Raw genomic sequence first — 16,487 nt, 5'->3', positions numbered from 1 at the left:
TCATGATCCGTTTCCTTCAATAAATCTCCAGTGCTTTCCGGCCCAATTCTCACCTGCATAGTCAATTCCAATTCGGGGTGATGTGATAATTTTAGGTTTCCCGGGCAGGTTTTTATTGTTTTCTACCCACAAACGTTTTGAAGAAATGGAGTCTTCTCCGTAGAAGGATTTGTCAAGATTGAGGGCACGTCCGATGCGTCCCGGCCCTTGAATTTCTGTAGTTCCCCTAATTAAAACTGCCTGCGGATGACCTTCGGTTCCTGTGGTAAAATTGAGCAGCCAGTACATTCCGTAGATGAGGTAAACATATACCAGGCCTCCCTGATGATACATCACCTCGGTGCGGGGTGTGCGTCCTTTACTGGCGTGGCATCCCAGATCTTCTTCGCCTCTGTAGGCTTCCACTTCGTTGATGGTAAGCCGGAGTTCGCTGCCATCATCAAATCGCCGCACCAGGATTTTACCTATAAGCTCGGGAGCTACTTCCAGTACATCTCTGGAGAAAAAGTCGCGGGGTAATCTCATAGAAGTGTTTATCTATAGACTAAGCAAAATTTATTTCTGGTTATGTGTTTGTCAAGAAAGTGCCAATTACAAAGCCTGCCCCGATTTTTCTTCGGGGGCCTGCGAAGCCCGAAAATACGCAGTCCCGAAGTAACTTATGTAAGGTTTTTTGAAAAAAACCAACAAAAAACACAATCGGGATGAGGATTTTTCGGGCAAGCGTATCGCAGTAAATGGTACTTTATGGACAAACACTAATTAGTATTCTTTTTTATCTTCATTTTGAGCCCAATGCTCGAAGGCATCTTTAATGTTTTTCGTGACGATTTGCTGAGTAGGGATGGAGCGTTGATCAATAGGTTTTTCAAGTTCGAGGTAAATAAACTCATCGTCAAATCCGATGGAGGCTGCATCGGAGCGGGTGTTACCAAAGAAAAGACGATCCAGCCGTGCCCAGTAAATGGCACCCAAACACATGGGGCAAGGCTCACAACTGGCGTAAATGGTGCAGCCGCTGAGGTCGTGGGTGCCCAGTTTTTGGGTGGCTTTGCGAATGGCCTCCACTTCCGCATGTGCAGTGGGATCATGTTTGTCGGTCACGCGGTTACAGCCTGTGGCAATAACTTTATCGTCTTTTACCACTACCGCTGCAAAGGGCCCTCCTCCATTTTTCACATTCTCTTCTGCCAGCTTCGCTGCCATTTTCATATATTCTTCGTGGTTGCTCATTTTTTTATCTTTTTACGACTTGCAAATATGAAGAAATCTTGTGGTTTAAGGAAATTGAGAAGAGTTCCGAGTTTCGTGTCTGATTTTTAGGATTTGTGCTTTTAGTTGAGGCGCTGCGGGGGGCGTTCCCCCTTCAGGTGGTTAGGGGGTAAGCGAAGGGGGAATTTTTGTTTTTGAGTTGCGGGTTTCGTGTTGCGCCGTCCTGATACAGGTTGACTTTTCATTTTGTAATTATTTGAATGACTGACATCTGCTGCAATGCTTGTTCAGGACAAGTCATTCCCTTTCCTATGCTTTCAACTCTTTACCTAAGAGTCAACAGCTAAGAGCCTTGACCTGCCCCATGCTCTACGCCCAAGGCTCTCCGCGCCATGCTCTCTGCCCATTGCTCCTGCCCCATGCTCCCTGCCAATTTTTATCTCTAAAAGGTTGGTGATTAATAAAATTAGCCGTACTTTTGCGGCCGATTATTATCCGTGCTAAACGACACAAGTGATTGTATTGCAGATGATTTGTTGCTGTTGCTGTTTGCCCGACGTCAATGGCAGCAAGAGATACAGCTATGTGTTGTGTGAATTTATTTTTTTAATGTAGGTCTAATTTTCAAAAGAGGAAGACTGTGGATACTTTAAGTTACAAAACAAAATCGGCCTCACAAGCTACCATTAACAAAGAGTGGGTTGTAGTAGATGCCACCGATATGGTGCTGGGTCGTTTGGGTACCCGCGTAGCGAAATTGCTTCGTGGTAAATACAAGCCCAATTATACGCCTCACCTGGATTGTGGCGATAATGTCATTATTATCAATGCCGACAAGGTGAAGCTTACCGGAAAAAAATGGAACGATCGTGTGTTCTTTTCGCACAGTGGTTATCCGGGCGGTCAGCGTGAAACAACTCCTGCCGAGATGTTTGCCAAAGACCCCACCAAACTGGTTCAGCATACCATCAAAGGAATGTTGCCAAAAAATAAGCTGGGAAACAAGCTGTTCAAAAACCTTTTCGTATATGTAGGTAGCGAGCACAAGCATGAGGCCCAGAAACCAAAGGTAATTGATATTAATACCATTAAATAAGCAGTATGGAAGTGATTAATGCAATTGGACGAAGGAAAGAGGCCATTGCCCGTATCTATGTAAGTGAGGGAAAAGGTCAGATTACCGTCAACAAAAGAGATTTGGCTCAGTATTTCCCCACCCCCACACTTCAGTATATCGTTAAGCAACCTTTGAATACCATCAATGTTGCCGGTGAATACGATATCAAAGTGACGCTCACAGGTGGTGGTATCAAAGGACAAGCTGAAGCTACCCGCCTGGCAATTGCCAGAGCACTCGTGAAAATCAACGAAGAAAACAAACCTGCTTTGCGTGCAGAAGGTTTTCTTACCCGCGACTCTCGTGTTGTGGAACGTAAGAAGCCCGGTCAACCAAAAGCAAGGAAACAATTCCAGTTTAGCAAGCGTTAATAATCGTCTGGTACGTTTAGTATCTAAACTGTTAAGATTCCGCGTAAAGGACTACTTAATGGTTGCGTTAAACAGAATGTAAACGAAAAAAACAAAAGAAAATGCCCAGAACTAATTTTGATCAACTATTAGAGGCCGGAGTACATTTCGGTCACCTCAAAAGAAAGTGGAACCCCGCTATGGCTCCTTATGTATTCATGGAGCGCAACGGAATCCACATTATAGACCTGCACAAAACAGCTGCTAAAATTGAAGAGGCTGCTGATGCTTTAAAACAAATCGCCAAGTCGGGCCGCAAAATTCTTTTCGTTGCTACCAAAAAGCAGGCAAAAGATATTATTGCTGATAAAGTTGGCGCTATCAATATGCCTTATGTTACCGAACGTTGGTCGGGTGGTATGCTTACCAACTTCCCAACTGTGCGTAAGGCCGTTAAGAAAATGGGTTCAATCGACAAACTGATGGGCGACGATGCCTGGAACCGTCTCTCCAAGCGTGAGAAGTTGCAGATTACCCGTCAGCGTGCCAAACTGGAAAAAACTTTGGGTTCAATCAAAGATTTGAATCGTCTTCCTGCTGCTATGTTCGTGGTGGATGTGATGAAAGAACACATCGCCGTGAGAGAGGCCCAAAAGTTGAATATCCCTGTTTTCGGTATGGTTGATACCAACTCAGATCCCAATAAAGTGGACTTTGTAATTCCTGCCAACGATGACGCTTCCAACTCGATCGAGCTGATCGTGGACATCATGACTCAGGCTATCAAAGAAGGTCTGGCTGAGCGTAAAGCTGAGAAAGACAAAGAGCCTCAGGGTGACAAGAAAGGTGGTAACAAAGGAGAAGGTCGTAAAGCACGTGCCCGCAAAGAGGACACTGCCGACAAGCAACCGGTTGCCTCTTCTTCTGACGAAGCAAAACCTTCAGACGAGGAAACAAAAAAAGAAGAGTAGTATTGTTTGAGGGGTTCGTTTTTTTAAGCGAACCTCCTCTTATTAATAACCTTTAAACTATATATCATGGCTATTACTGCTGCTGATGTAAGCAAACTCAGACAAATGACCGGCGCCGGTATGATGGACTGCAAAAAAGCCCTTCAGGAAGCCGACGGCGATTTCGATAAAGCTGTTGAAGTAATTCGTAAAAAAGGTATGGCTGTTGCCAATAAGCGTGCCGACCGTGAAGCTACCGAAGGCGTTGTGCTTTCAAAAGTTACCGATGATGCCAAAAAAGGTGCTTTGGTGGTTTTGAATTGCGAAACCGACTTTGTGGCTAAAAACGAAAGCTTCGTAGCTCTTGCTCAGTCTATTCTTGATCTCGGACTTACTCAGGGAGCCAAAACGCTTGCTGAACTGAACGAGCTGGAATTGGATGGAGTTGCTGTTAAAGACGTTATTACCGAGCAGATTGGTGTGATTGGTGAGAAACTTGAATTGGCTGCTTTCAACGTGGTTGAAGCAGAAAAAGTGGTTGCTTACATTCACCCCGGTAACAAACTGGCTACCCTTGTTGGTTTTAATAAAGCTGACCTGGAAGAGCAGATGGGTAAAGATGTTGCCATGCAGGTTGCTGCTATGGCTCCTGTTGCTGTTGATAAGGATTCAGTTCCCCAGGATGTTATTGATAAAGAGTTGGAAATCGGTAAAGAGATGGCTCGTAACGAAGGTAAACCCGAAGCTATGCTTGACAAAATTGCTCAGGGGCGTTTGGGTAAATTCTTCAAAGAAAGCACTCTGTTGCAACAGGCTTTTGTGAAAGACAACAAGATGTCTATTGAGCAATACCTGAAAGGTGCCGACAAAGAGCTTACTGTTACAGCTTTTGAGCGTTACTCTTTGAACAGCTAATCATTGCTGATAATTTTTCGCAATATAATGGAAGCCCGGTCATTTATTTGATCGGGCTTCTTTATTTAGTATCTGTCCATAAAGTCCCGTTTACTGCGTTACGCCATTAGCGGAAACTGCTCATTTACTCGAGTAAACTCCGCATTTCCGCTAATGGCAAGCCTTGTAAACGAAACCTTCTGAACAGACACAGCGAACTTGAGAAACTTTGCTTAGTTTATAGAAGGGCACTATTTATGGTAATGTCATTATGACCAAACTGTCGCTCCGCGGGGGCTGGAGCAGACAGATTGAGGAGTACGTACACTTCAACGAACTCTTTCTCCTAAGGAAATAAGAAAATTATCCAATTTCGCGGATAAAATAGGGGCTGCTGAAAAAGTCAGCAGACCAATTTTAATTTCTTTATTGATTTTCTTTTTGGCATTGCTCCAAAAAGAAGCAAAAAAATATAGTCCGTTTAAACCTATCCGCCCGCGAAAGCCAAAATTTCCGGCCATTGCGCAAGGCCTTAAAAGTCGCCCATTTTGGCTTCCCGCTATCCGCCGGCCCGGAAAACGGACAGGCCACCGCGCCTTTTAACCAGGGAAAGTCGTTTAACCTAGAAAAAATCCTTTGAACAGTAATCTTTTGACTATTAACCATCACTAGTGCAAACTTTTTGAAAGATTTACTTGAAATACCTTGCACTTTGAATGAAATGGCTGGCTATAATCGTTTTATTATTAGATCTTTAAATCTTTTTTTAGCAACCTCTGAAACGGGCGAGCTACCGTTGACATTTTTTCTTCTGCCTTCTATCTTCTGCCTTGTTAACTTATTCCCGCTCCATATGCCCTCTGACTGGACTTCCCAAAAGAGTATCTGCCAAAAAATGAAAACCCCTGAATTTATTTGTATTTTTGTGTCCGGAAAACAAATAAACCATTATGCAGTACAAACGAATTCTACTAAAACTTTCCGGAGAGTCGCTCATGGGCGAGCAGGGACATGGCATTGATTCCGAAAGGTTGAATGATTATGCCGGGCAGATCAGTGAGCTGGTAAAAGCCGGTGTGCAAATTGCCATTGTCATTGGCGGAGGCAATATTTTTCGTGGTCTGAGTGGCGCAGCCCAGGGATTTGATCGCTACAAAGGCGATCAGATGGGAATGCTGGCAACAGTAATTAATAGTCTGGCCCTGGCTTCTGCTCTTGATGCAATGGGCACACGAACGCGTGTGATGACCTCCATCAGGATGGAGCCTGTTGGGGAGTTGTATGCCCAGCCAAAGGCATTGGATGCATTGAACAACGGAGAGGTGGTTATTATATCAGGAGGCACAGGAAATCCTTATTTCACTACCGATACAGCTTCTGCACTTCGGGGCATTGAGGTGAAAGCCGACGTGATGCTGAAAGGAACCCGTGTGGATGGTGTTTATACTGCCGATCCGGAGAAAGATCCTTCAGCTACCAGGTTTGATACCATTTCGTTTGATGAGGTTTACAACCGTGGATTAAAGGTAATGGACCTGACCGCTACCACCATGTGTAAAGAGAATTCGTTGCCAATAATGGTTTTCAATATGGATGTGAAAGGCAACCTGATGAAGGTGATGAAAGGGGAGAAAATAGGTACCCTCGTGAAGTGAGTTACTAGGCCCTTTGGCGTTTTAGAATTGCCAGGGCCTCTTCCCGTACGTCAAGAGGTAGTCTGATGCCGCGGGCCATCATGCTGCGAAGCCAGGTATTTACTTCATGTGGATGCATTGTAAGGAGGACTTCACGGAATTGTTCTGTTTCATCGGGGGTATATTGATCCGGGGCTTGACCTTTAAAGCGGTCGAGCTCTTCATCATTGAAATAGATAATTTCACCATGCGTATGGGCAATAAGAGATTCTTTGTCGCATACCTCATGTGCACCGCAACAATCTGACGGAGGAGCCTCTTTGGATTCTTCCTTTGTTGAGGTCAATTTGTTGATAACCAGGGCGACGATGAGCGCTGCTGCAATGCTTAATAGTAAAATCCACATGGTGCAAAAATAATAAAAATTTGAACAGAAAATGGGGAAAAAAAGAGAGATGAACGATGAGGAGCTACACTTTCTTGGGATCAAAGTGGTATATAAGGATTTGGTGGACAAAGGCTATGAAGTATTGAATGTACGGAAGGAGGAGGATGTTGATCCCCAAATTCTGGCGCGCAAAGATGAGCAAATGCTTTTTATCGTGGTCCGTACCGCACGTTTTCCTGATATGGGTGTTTTAAAACCCAGGACTGCCGCGCGTGTGACGATGCATGCCAACAAACATAAAGCCATTTGTTATTTTGCCAGTGTGGGCATTGCCAATGCTGAGGGAGAGACTGATGAGGAGATGGGTAAACCTGAACTTGACGGGGAGTATTTTATCAACTATAAAGGATTGCAGCCCTTTCCTCAGTAGGCATGGGACTTAGCTTCCAGGATAAGCAACCTTGCTACAAACTATTCTCTATAAACTAAAAACTAAAACCATCAGTTGTCATGAGGCAATTCGATTTCCAATCATATTTGAAAAAATACGGGAAATTCATTCTGGCAGGATTGTTTTTTCTATTCCTGATAAATTATTGCAACCAGTCGCCCCGTGACCGACAGGCCCCCCCTTCTGAGCAACAGGAGCAGGGAAACTCAGCCCCGGTGCAGAACGATGAAATTACCACCCTTAAAACTTATGAGGAACTGGTAACCAAGCGGCAGATGCAGGAGAATGAGGGGCCCGGAAGCTTTATGATCATGTTTTTGTTGCTGACCATTGCATTTGGCCTGGTTTGGTTACTCCAGCAAAAGAGCGTGCAGCAAACTGTGCGCAAATGGCTGCCCGGAAGAGTAATGTTTCATGCAAGCCGATCGCATGATTCGGTGACCGGCCGTCGCATTTTAAAAATTGTAATTGTAAACAAAACAGATGAAGGGCTTACTTTTCTGCCACCCAACCTTGTCTTTGGTAAGTGGGGAAAAGAGCGGGTTTTCAGACTTAAAGGCAGCAATCAGGAGGATATGTTTCCCCTGACGTTAACCCCCGGAACAAGTCACAGGCTGGTTCTGGATTTGGAGCAGTTTTATGAGAAGATACCCGATCTTAGCAGCAGCAACAGGGTTGGAGCATCTGTGGAGACCACCGATGGTAAGAAATATCGTGCGTATGCATTGCCCTCCTGGCTGGCATGGTTGGTGAGGTAGCAGCGTGAAGTTTACCGGGACATGAACCGGGAAGCCGGAAAATTGTTTTAAATCAATTCAGTGATCATTAAACAGACCGATATGCTAAAAAAATTTTGGGAGAAGTACAGCAGAAAAAAACGGTGGTGGACCATTGCACTGGATTTTATTTTTGCGGGATTACTGATTGCAATGCTGTTTCCTGCAACACGGAAACCACTGTCTGCATTTTTAATCAGGCAAACATTGTTTTCTCCATCCGAAAAAGAGAATGTCGTTTATCTGTCTGACAGGGACTGGTCCATGCAGATGGAGATGGAAGGAGCGGATGGAATGATGAAACTCGCCGACTTTAAGGGGAAACCCGTTTTTTTGAATTTTTGGGCCACCTGGTGTCCTCCCTGTATTGCAGAAATGCCTTCCATTCAGGAGCTGTATGATGAGTATAAGGATGAAGTAGCTTTTGTGTTGGTAAGCAATGAGTCGGTTGATGTAATAAAGACTTTCTTTGAAAAGCATGACTATTCCTTTCCTATCTACATTCTCAGGGGAGGAGTGCCTGCTGTTTTTGAAACTTCCACCATCCCGTCAACTTATTTGATAGGGCCCAACGGACGGTTGTTGATCAGCAAAACAGGGGCAGCTAAATGGAACTCCACGAAAATGAAATCGATGCTGGACAATCTTATAAACTAAAAAAAGCGGTGAAAACCGCTTTTTTAATTCTTTTAAAATCTGTATCGCAACGAGAGTGCAAGTCCGAATCCAAACGGATCGTCCGGGGGATTCACAAACGACAATTCAGGTCGTGTATCAATGGCCACCTGAAGCGGTACCTCTGAGAAATTGTACTCAATTCCTGCATTTAAGGCAGCTGCCAGAAATACACCACTGTCATCAAGATCGTCATGCGCCCAGCTTCCCAATGAGGGGCCAACACCCAGATACCAGTAAAAACCGCTTTCGATGGGCATTACCCACTGGTAGAGTCCGGTTAATTTCCAGTAGCTGAAGTCGCCTCTTCCACCAAATCCGAGATCCAGTTCTGCACGGTTGTTGTCGAATGGAGTCTGGAATGTAATCTCTGTGTCATAACCCACTCCGCCACCGAATCTCAGACCGATGGCATTGTCGCCTCTCTGGGCCATTGAAATGGCCGGAATTGCCATGAAAAGCACAAAAAGTATTAACCCTGTTTTCTTCATCTTATCATTGTTTTTACTATTTGACCACAAATTTACGTAAAGTTTGTTTTGTCTGCTTGTTCATTTAACAAAAGATGTACCAAATGGTTTGGTTTTCTGGTTTTGGTCGGTGCTGTTACTAACGATTTTATGTTTCTGTTATTGTATTGCATTGGTATTCAGTACTCAGTTTAAGTATTTTTTTTAATTGTTTTTGGTTTTTTTCAAACCCTGGCACCCCGATTGCGTAGAATGATTTGTTTGTAAAGACTCATGAATTTTTGAGTTGTTAGTCTTCGGGATTGTTGATTATGAGGGATTTTAGTGACGATATTTTATTTCAGACTTTGCCAACCGGCGTGGTTTGTTTCGATAAGAGGGGGGCGGTTATGTGTGCCAATCCGGCTGCTCTTGAAATGCTTGGCATAAGTCTGGATGATTTAATGTCAGGAGAGAATGATGTTTCCTTTTGGCGTTTGCTTGCCGAAAATGGCGAAGACATCCCCATTGATCAGCAACCATCCCGAATTGCCCTGAAGACCGGACTTCCCGTAAACGATAAAATTGCAGGTTTTTATCATCCGGTTAAGAATGCTTACTGTTGGCTAAAGGTCAATGCAATACCTGTTTTTGAGAATGGCGAAGAATCCCCTTCCGGGGTTTATCTTAATCTTACCGATGTCACTTCCGAAATTATTGCGCGAAATAAGCTTCAACAGGCACAGTCCGATTATCAGATGCTTGTTGATAATATGCACTCCGGTGTTGCTATTATTCAGGATGGGCTGCTGAAGTTCTTAAACAATAGTTTCACTGCTTATACCCATAAAGAACTTGATGAGTTGGTAGGTACTCCGTTTATTAATCTTATTGTTCCTGAAGAGCGGGAAAGGATTAGTGAATTTTATGTGAAGAGACTGGCTGGACTAGAAGTTCCTGAAAGTTACAGAACTAAAATTTTATCCGTAAACGGTGCTCAAGTCTGGGTTGATTTTAAAGTTAAAAAGCTCGACTATCGTGGAAAGCCTACGTTATTGGTCTTAATCAACGATGTGGATGCCGAGGTCCGGGCTGAACAGGAGTTGAAGTATAGTGAGTTGAGGTTCAGGCGTTTGTTTGAAGAGGCGCCTATCGGTATTTCATTGGTGGCTGAAACAGGAGAGTTGCTGGAGGTGAACCAGAAGTTTGCAGATATTTCCGGATATACCCGGCAGGAGATGTTGCAAATGACATTTGCCGATTTCACCCATTCAGAAGATCTGGAAAAGGATTTGTTGCTTTTTGAAGAGCTTAAAGCGGGAAAGCGCGACAGTTATGAGATGCTGAAACGATACATTCGTAAAGATGGGGGTATTGTGTGGGGGGAGTTAAAAGTGAGGTCTTTCATTGATGCTTTTGAGAAACTTCAGATAATAGGGATGTTTGAGGACAGGACCAGTGAGGTGAATGCCCGTAAAGAACTGGAGATTGCCCGGGATATGGCCAATGAAAGCAGTCGGCTGAAATCTGCATTTCTGGCCTCTGTAAGCCATGAACTTCGCACACCGCTTAATGCAGTTTTAGGTTTTAGCGATATTATTCAAAATACAGCTGAACAGGAGAGCAATCGGGAATATGCCGGCTTTATTTATGAGGCAGGATTCAAGGTAATGACAATCATTGATGATATTCTGGAACTGGCGATGTCTGAACATGGAAAGATCAGATTACGTCCTGCCACTTTCCGATTGGGCGATCTCTTCGATGAGTTCGGTAAGCATCTTCAGGAAATTGTTTATAAATATGGGAAGGATGAAGTGGTGGATTCGCTCAATGAAATAGATCCGACATTGAGGGATGTTGAAATTGTGACCGATAAGAGTAAAGTGTATCAGGTGATTGTTAACCTTGTGAAAAATGCCGTGAAGTTTACCGAAAGGGGATTTGTGAAACTCGGGTGTTTCAAATGCAGCCAGAATCGAATTGCACTATCCGTGCAGGATACGGGTATCGGGATTCCGGATGACCAAAAGGAGGTGATTTTTGATTTCTTTCGGCAAGCCGACGGACAGGATCATGCCAAATACGGGGGCATTGGTATCGGACTGGCCATTTCGCAGAGGGTGGCCAATGCCATGAACGGAGAAATCAGGGTGGATTCAGTCCCCGGAAAGGGAACCACCTTTACTTTTGAGATTCCGTTGAAATTGGAGGAGGGGCATTGATACTCTGAAAAAAGACATAAAAAAAAGCTGTAAATCATCCGATTTACAGCTTTTTTGTTGTCCCGCCAGGATTCGAACCCGGACTGGATGGACCAAAACCATCTGTGCTACCATTACACAACGGGACAATCATTGAGTGCTTTTTCCTTCAAAAGCGATGCAAATATAGGATGTTTTTAATGAACCCGCAAAAAATATTTCTCAAAAAAATTAAAGATTATTCAACTTCTGTTGAGTCTTGTTTTTATGGGGCTTTTGCAATAGTTTAGCAGCCAAAAGATTATTTGTGATGCATAAGGGGTTGAAATATCTGAAAAAAAAATTTCCCGGGTTATTGGTTTTGGGCGTTTCATTGTTTGTTTATGGCAAAACCATGGCACCAACTGTCAGCTTTTGGGACAGTGGTGAATTTATTGCCTCTGCTGCCATGCTTCAGGTACCGCATCCACCGGGTGCGCCGATATATCTTTTGCTGGGGCGTTTGTTCTCGATTTTGGCCCCCGGACCAACATACATTGCATTGTTTATCAACTTTTTATCGGTTGCAGCTTCCGCATTTACGGTATTTTTTGTTTTTCATATTTTGGTGCTTCTTCTCCGGATGGTCAGAAATCAGGAACAAGAGCCTGTTCATTGGGTTGAGCAACTGGCCGCAGGTGTTGGCGCCTTGCTTTTTGCTTTTACCGATTCTTTCTGGTATTCTGCCGTGGAAGCTGAAGTGTATGCGCTGTCCCTCTTCTTTTCGTCTGTTACATTGTGGGTCTTTCTCAAGTGGTATGTGGGCAGAGGTGCATCCCCCCGGTGGTTTTATCTTGGGGTCTTTCTTTTGGGACTTTCCATGGGTGTTCACTTACTTAACTTACTGATGGCCCCCGTCTTTGTTTTGCTTTTTGTTTGGAAAGTTTACGGAGCCGGGATTAAAACAACCCTGTTGGGGTTACTTATTGGGTTTGTCATTTTGGGCGTGTTGTTTTTTGGTCTGATATCATTTGGACTTTGGCCTGCCATGAAACTTGAATTGTTACTGGTTAATGAGTGGGGATTCTTTCAACATTCCGGAGTTTTGTTGTGGCTTATATTTCTTGCAGGTGCAATAGCTTTCGGCATGATTATTTCCTTTAAAAGATATCCGCTGGTGCATATGGGTTTTACCATCGCAGGACTGCTGCTTATGGGATGGTTTTCTTATTTGATGATACCTGTAAGAGCCTCAGCCAATCCGGATATTAATATGAATGCACCGGACAATGTTTTTTCGATGCATGACTATATCAATCGCACACAATACGGTAGCCGGCCGTTGGTGGTGGGATCCCATGCGTGGGCGCAGGCAGAGGACTGGAAAAATATTGATAAATATGTTTTTGACAGTGAGGATTCTGTTTATGAGAAGATTCCTGCCGGCACTGTTTTCTCTTATGATCCGGATGATTATGTGTTTTTCCCCCGTATGTACAGTCGCCAGAGTTATCACCAGGAAGGCTATGAGTGGTGGTCGGGTCTGGATGGTGAAGCGGAAACACCCCGGCTGGCCCATCAGGTTGATTTTTTTCTCAAATATCAGGTGGGGCACAGCTATCTTCGTTATTTGATGTGGAATTTTGCGGGCCGGCAGAACGATGACCAGGGGCATGGAGACATTGTTTCGGGAAATTGGGCATCAGGCATTGGATTTATCGACGGGCAAATGCTGGGCAGCCGTGAGCATCGTCATTCCGGAGAAACATACAGTGCTTCAGCCAATTATTATTACGGTCTTCCGCTTATATTTATTTTGGCGGGACTGTTTTTCCTGTTGTCCAAAGGACCCGGAAGAAAAAAGGTGTTGATGATTCTTGGAACGGTTTTCTTAATGACCGGGCCCCTGCTGGTGCTGTATCTCAATCAGCCACCTTACGAGCCCCGTGAACGGGATTATGTTTATGTAGCCTCATTTATGGCTCTTGCTATGTTTGGAGGGGTTGGGATTTATGCGCTTCTACGAACCGTTCTTCATTTTTCAAAATCATTCCTGACTACGGGATTGTCCGGATTGTTGCTTTTATTGGCCGGGCCCGGGTTGTTGTTTTCGGTTAACCTTAATGACCATGACCGGTCGGAAAGATATCTTGCCCGTGATCTGGCAATGTCTCAATTGCGCAGTTGTCCTGCGGGAAGTGTGCTGTTTACCTATGGCGACAACGATACTTATCCTCTGTGGTATGTTCAGCAAGTAGAGATGGTTCGCCCTGATGTAAAAATCGTGAATATTGGTTTGTTACATACATTCTGGTATCAGCAATATCTGCGGAATTCACAAAAGGGAAACGGGGCTCTGGAAATGACCTTGCCGGAGAATTTTTATCGCAGCAATGCAGTGACCTTTTTTCCGGTGTCCTCGATTTTCTCTGCTCCGGTGGAGGGGATTAAAGTTTTGAATGCTCTTGGAGCCGGGATCGACGCCGGAGAGAGTGGAAACCCTGAAGAGCGAATACATCCTCAGTGGGAAATGACTTTGCCGGATGGAAAAAAGATGGAGTTGACCCTTGATCAATCCTATTTGTCCATAGGAGACCTTGCCTTGCTGGATGTGGTAGCAAGCAATGTGCATCAGCGTCCGGTTTGTTTTACGCGCAATGTGGAAGTCGCGTCAATTGGGGGGCTTCAGAATCTTCTGCAACCATTTGGGTTAAATATGAAGCTGGGTCCCGGGAGATTATCGGATGAAGAAGCTTTCGCCGAATTAGAGTTACGATGGACCCTTTTTTCTGATAGTATTTCCCTGTTAAGAGGTGAGCCCTGGTTCGATAATACCTGCCGCCAGGCCCTTTCCACATCAGGATACCGGGAGACAGCTTTAACGTTGGCCCGGGAACTGATGGAAGCAGGAGATGAGGAACGTGCAGGAGCAGTGCTGAAGAAAAGTTTGCGGGAGTGGCCCTTTTCTCCCATGCAGGATCAGGATCTGATGCTCCAAACGGCACAGTTGCTGCAGTTGACAGGAAATGTTGATCAGGCTGCCGGTTTGGTAAGCAATATTGCCTACGTAAATTTATCCGATTTGTACTTTTTTTATTATTCCGGTTTTGATTTACAGTATCTGAAGCAACGGTATTGCCGGTTTTTCAGAGATTTGCATCGTTTGGCCAAACAGCTTGAGATGGACAGGCAGGCTGTGGAGTTGGAAATGGAGCTTCAACGGATTTGCAGTTTTTGAACGGTTTGTTTTAATTGATTCAAGCGGTTTGTTTTTACAATATTTATGAGTCGAATCTGATATTCTTCCTTACCTTTGTCTGCATAAATGTTAAGAACAAGTGGATTAATTCTTTTTTGACAATATTCACCTTCGATCTCCGGAAAATTCCGGAGCTTAATAAGGAAAGCCGGGGTAACCGGCCTGCATGGGAACCCTCGGGTTGAGGGCGTAGTTTGTTGCAACCAAACATCCGTGGTTGGCAAAATTATTCTGTGAATATCTATCATTTCGATTTCTTCTACCCATCTTTTCAGAATAAATCTTTGATTTCTCAATTGTGTCCATTTTATCGGGCACCAAATAATTTAAAGGGTATGTACAATTTTAGTCCCCACACATTCCACGTGCCTGTTATGGGCATTGGATATACCATAGACAGTCCTCTCAAACTGGCTCATTTTGGAATCACCTCCGTGGTATCACTGGTGGATGATATGCTGATGGAGAAAATGAGGGAGTTCCACACGAGAAGCATGAACTCTCCATTTCAGGGTATCTCCTCCAAAGTTGCCGATTTTAGGGCCCGTCGCATCACAGCTTTTTTAGATCTGATGGATGGTATGGTAAAAGAGAAGATTGCCGGTATGAAGAGTTCCTTCAACAGAAAAAGTGAGGAGGTTGACAAATATTTTGAAATGCTTCCTGACTTCTCAAAAGCACGGCAGACCTATTTTTACCTGAAACAAAATGCAAGTTTTAGCGACTTGAAAGATTGGGTCTTTGAAAATTTGCATCCCGGTCAGATCGATGTGAATATTATGACCAAGCTGGACAAACCTAACTTTTCAGGAAGTGAGCAGTTGCCCGTGGAGTTTAATGATGCTCATGCAGCATTGCGTGGCTTTGCAAAAAGTAGTTTGTCCTCTTCGCTGGTGCTATCTGCTGGAATGAATCCCCGTCTTTTTAGTTATATGGAGAAATGGGATGATTTTTACCCCGATCCGGAAGGGGTGATTAAGAAGAAAGTGACCATTAAAGTAAGTGATTTTCGCTCGGCGGTGGTGCAGGGGAAAATGCTTGCCAAAAAAGGGATCTGGGTGTCGGAATTTCGTATAGAATCGGGACTCAATTGCGGAGGCCATGCTTTTGCTTCACAGGGAAACCTTTTGGGGCCTGTGTTGGAGGAATTTAAACAGAAAAGAAAGGACTTGATTGAGGATCAGTTTCGTACTTTTTGTGAAGGATTGGCAGCAAAAGGGATGACCTGCCCTGAGCAACCCCCTGTAATGCGTTTTTCTGCGCAGGGTGGTGTGGGGACAGCAGACGAACACCAGTTTTTACTTCACCATTATCACTTGGATTCCGTGGGGTGGGGAACACCTTTTCTGATGGTGCCCGAGGCCGTTAGTATTGATGCCGATACCATCAATAAGCTTGGCCGGGCTAAAGAAAAGGATCTTTACCTGAGTGATATATCCCCTTTGGGTGTTCCTTTTAATAACCTGAGGGGAAATACCAAGGACCTGGAAAAAAAGCGCAAAATCGAAGCCAACCGTCCGGGAAGCAACTGTACCAAACAATATTGTTCGTTGAATAGTGAATTTTCAGGGCGTCCGGTATGTACTGCTTCCCGTCAGTATCAGCGGAAAAAAATCCTGTTGGCCGAAGCAGAACTGTCATCGCAGGCAGCCATCGATAAGGAAATTAAGAAAATTACCGAAAAGTCATGTATTTGTGTAGGTCTGGGGACTTCTGCTCTTATTGCCAACGGCATTTCCCATACAAGGGAAGGTGCCGGAGTCTCTGTTTGTCCCGGACCCAATATGGCTTATTTTGACAAAGAGGCTTCCTTAAAGGAGATGGCAGATCATATTTACGGACGGGAAAACATCATGAGCCGGTCAGATCGGCCACACATCTTTTTGAAAGAGCTGGAGCTGTATGTCAATTACTTTTTTGAGAAATTGAAGCCGCAGGAAGAATCAGATGTCCGGAAAAAGGCCGCAAATGAAAAGTTTTTACAGGCTATATCAGAATCTATTGAGTATTATCGCGATATGTACATTCGGCAAAGTGCGCAACTTGGAGTTGTGGTGGCTGATGTTTTGGGACGGTTGAGCTTTTTTGAAAAACAGGTAAATGGTACTTTATGGACAGAAACTAAATAGTGTTTCACTTCTGTTCCGAT

Annotated in this window: 16 protein-coding genes and 1 tRNA gene; 11 read left to right on the top strand and 6 right to left on the bottom strand. The window is 44.3% G+C overall.

The window, feature by feature from the left end:
• Together BY457_RS02265 and BY457_RS02255 are read right to left on the bottom strand one after the other, a co-directional pair.
• On the bottom strand, window positions 1-525 hold the full coding sequence (locus tag BY457_RS02265) for a DNA-3-methyladenine glycosylase (protein ID WP_106151709.1): 525 nt from the start codon (window positions 523-525) through the stop codon (window positions 1-3).
• 237 nt (window positions 526-762) lie between these two features.
• Window positions 763-1,233 (bottom strand): nucleoside deaminase, encoded by a 471-nt coding sequence (locus BY457_RS02255; protein ID WP_106151708.1) that lies wholly within the window; start codon window positions 1,231-1,233, stop codon window positions 763-765.
• Between the two features lie 619 nt (window positions 1,234-1,852).
• Here BY457_RS02255 and rplM point away from each other — a divergent pair.
• From rplM to tsf, 4 genes are all read left to right on the top strand, one after another.
• Complete coding sequence (gene rplM / locus BY457_RS02250; RefSeq protein ID WP_106151707.1) at window positions 1,853-2,308, top strand: 50S ribosomal protein L13; 456 nt, start codon at window positions 1,853-1,855, stop codon at window positions 2,306-2,308.
• Window positions 2,309-2,313: 5 nt separating this feature from the next.
• Window positions 2,314-2,700: a 30S ribosomal protein S9 gene (gene rpsI / locus BY457_RS02245; RefSeq protein WP_010664804.1), complete on the top strand. Its 387-nt coding sequence runs from the start codon at window positions 2,314-2,316 to the stop codon at window positions 2,698-2,700.
• Between the two features lie 101 nt (window positions 2,701-2,801).
• Window positions 2,802-3,650: a 30S ribosomal protein S2 gene (gene rpsB / locus BY457_RS02240; protein WP_106151706.1), complete on the top strand. Its 849-nt coding sequence runs from the start codon at window positions 2,802-2,804 to the stop codon at window positions 3,648-3,650.
• Between the two features lie 66 nt (window positions 3,651-3,716).
• Complete coding sequence (gene tsf, locus BY457_RS02235; RefSeq protein WP_106151705.1) at window positions 3,717-4,544, top strand: translation elongation factor Ts; 828 nt, start codon at window positions 3,717-3,719, stop codon at window positions 4,542-4,544.
• Window positions 4,545-4,852: 308 nt separating this feature from the next.
• Here tsf and BY457_RS18945 read toward each other — a convergent pair whose 3' ends face one another.
• Window positions 4,853-5,044, bottom strand: coding sequence for a hypothetical protein (locus BY457_RS18945; protein WP_181256315.1), 192 nt, complete (start codon window positions 5,042-5,044; stop codon window positions 4,853-4,855).
• A gap of 429 nt (window positions 5,045-5,473) precedes the next feature.
• Here BY457_RS18945 and pyrH point away from each other — a divergent pair, with 429 nt between their 5' ends.
• Window positions 5,474-6,178 (top strand): UMP kinase, encoded by a 705-nt coding sequence (gene pyrH / locus BY457_RS02225; RefSeq protein ID WP_106151703.1) that lies wholly within the window; start codon window positions 5,474-5,476, stop codon window positions 6,176-6,178.
• A 4-nt stretch (window positions 6,179-6,182) separates the two neighbouring features.
• Here pyrH and BY457_RS02220 read toward each other — a convergent pair whose 3' ends face one another.
• On the bottom strand, window positions 6,183-6,563 hold the full coding sequence (locus tag BY457_RS02220) for a hypothetical protein (RefSeq protein ID WP_106151702.1): 381 nt from the start codon (window positions 6,561-6,563) through the stop codon (window positions 6,183-6,185).
• A gap of 31 nt (window positions 6,564-6,594) precedes the next feature.
• Here BY457_RS02220 and BY457_RS02215 point away from each other — a divergent pair, with 31 nt between their 5' ends.
• The 3 genes from BY457_RS02215 (at window position 6,595) to BY457_RS02205 (ending at window position 8,429) form a co-directional block, all read left to right on the top strand.
• Window positions 6,595-6,975 (top strand): hypothetical protein, encoded by a 381-nt coding sequence (locus BY457_RS02215; RefSeq protein ID WP_106151701.1) that lies wholly within the window; start codon window positions 6,595-6,597, stop codon window positions 6,973-6,975.
• Between the two features lie 80 nt (window positions 6,976-7,055).
• Window positions 7,056-7,754 (top strand): hypothetical protein, encoded by a 699-nt coding sequence (locus tag BY457_RS02210; RefSeq protein ID WP_106151700.1) that lies wholly within the window; start codon window positions 7,056-7,058, stop codon window positions 7,752-7,754.
• 81 nt (window positions 7,755-7,835) lie between these two features.
• Window positions 7,836-8,429, top strand: coding sequence for a TlpA family protein disulfide reductase (locus BY457_RS02205; protein WP_106151699.1), 594 nt, complete (start codon window positions 7,836-7,838; stop codon window positions 8,427-8,429).
• 32 nt (window positions 8,430-8,461) lie between these two features.
• Here the strand turns inward: BY457_RS02205 and BY457_RS02200 are convergent, their stop codons facing one another.
• Window positions 8,462-8,938: a hypothetical protein gene (locus tag BY457_RS02200; RefSeq protein WP_106151698.1), complete on the bottom strand. Its 477-nt coding sequence runs from the start codon at window positions 8,936-8,938 to the stop codon at window positions 8,462-8,464.
• 290 nt (window positions 8,939-9,228) lie between these two features.
• Here BY457_RS02200 and BY457_RS02195 point away from each other — a divergent pair, with 290 nt between their 5' ends.
• Complete coding sequence (locus BY457_RS02195; RefSeq protein ID WP_106151697.1) at window positions 9,229-11,121, top strand: PAS domain S-box protein; 1,893 nt, start codon at window positions 9,229-9,231, stop codon at window positions 11,119-11,121.
• Window positions 11,122-11,178: 57 nt separating this feature from the next.
• Here the strand turns inward: BY457_RS02195 and BY457_RS02190 are convergent.
• A tRNA-Gln gene (locus BY457_RS02190) sits at window positions 11,179-11,249 on the bottom strand.
• Between the two features lie 161 nt (window positions 11,250-11,410).
• Between BY457_RS02190 and BY457_RS02185 the strand changes: the two genes are divergently transcribed.
• Both BY457_RS02185 and BY457_RS02175 read left to right on the top strand, forming a co-directional pair.
• Entirely contained in the window at window positions 11,411-14,317 is a 2,907-nt protein-coding gene (locus BY457_RS02185; RefSeq protein WP_106151696.1) for a glycosyltransferase family 117 protein, read from the top strand.
• Window positions 14,318-14,673: 356 nt separating this feature from the next.
• Entirely contained in the window at window positions 14,674-16,467 is a 1,794-nt protein-coding gene (locus BY457_RS02175) for a hypothetical protein (RefSeq protein WP_106151694.1), read from the top strand.
• The last annotated feature ends 20 nt before the right edge of the window (window positions 16,468-16,487 follow it).

The organism is Marinilabilia salmonicolor (genome assembly GCF_003003035.1).
GTDB lineage: Bacteria > Bacteroidota > Bacteroidia > Bacteroidales > Marinilabiliaceae > Marinilabilia > Marinilabilia salmonicolor_A.
The sequence above is the reverse complement of the archived record's forward strand: the minus strand, read 5'-3'. Positions and strand labels throughout refer to the sequence as shown.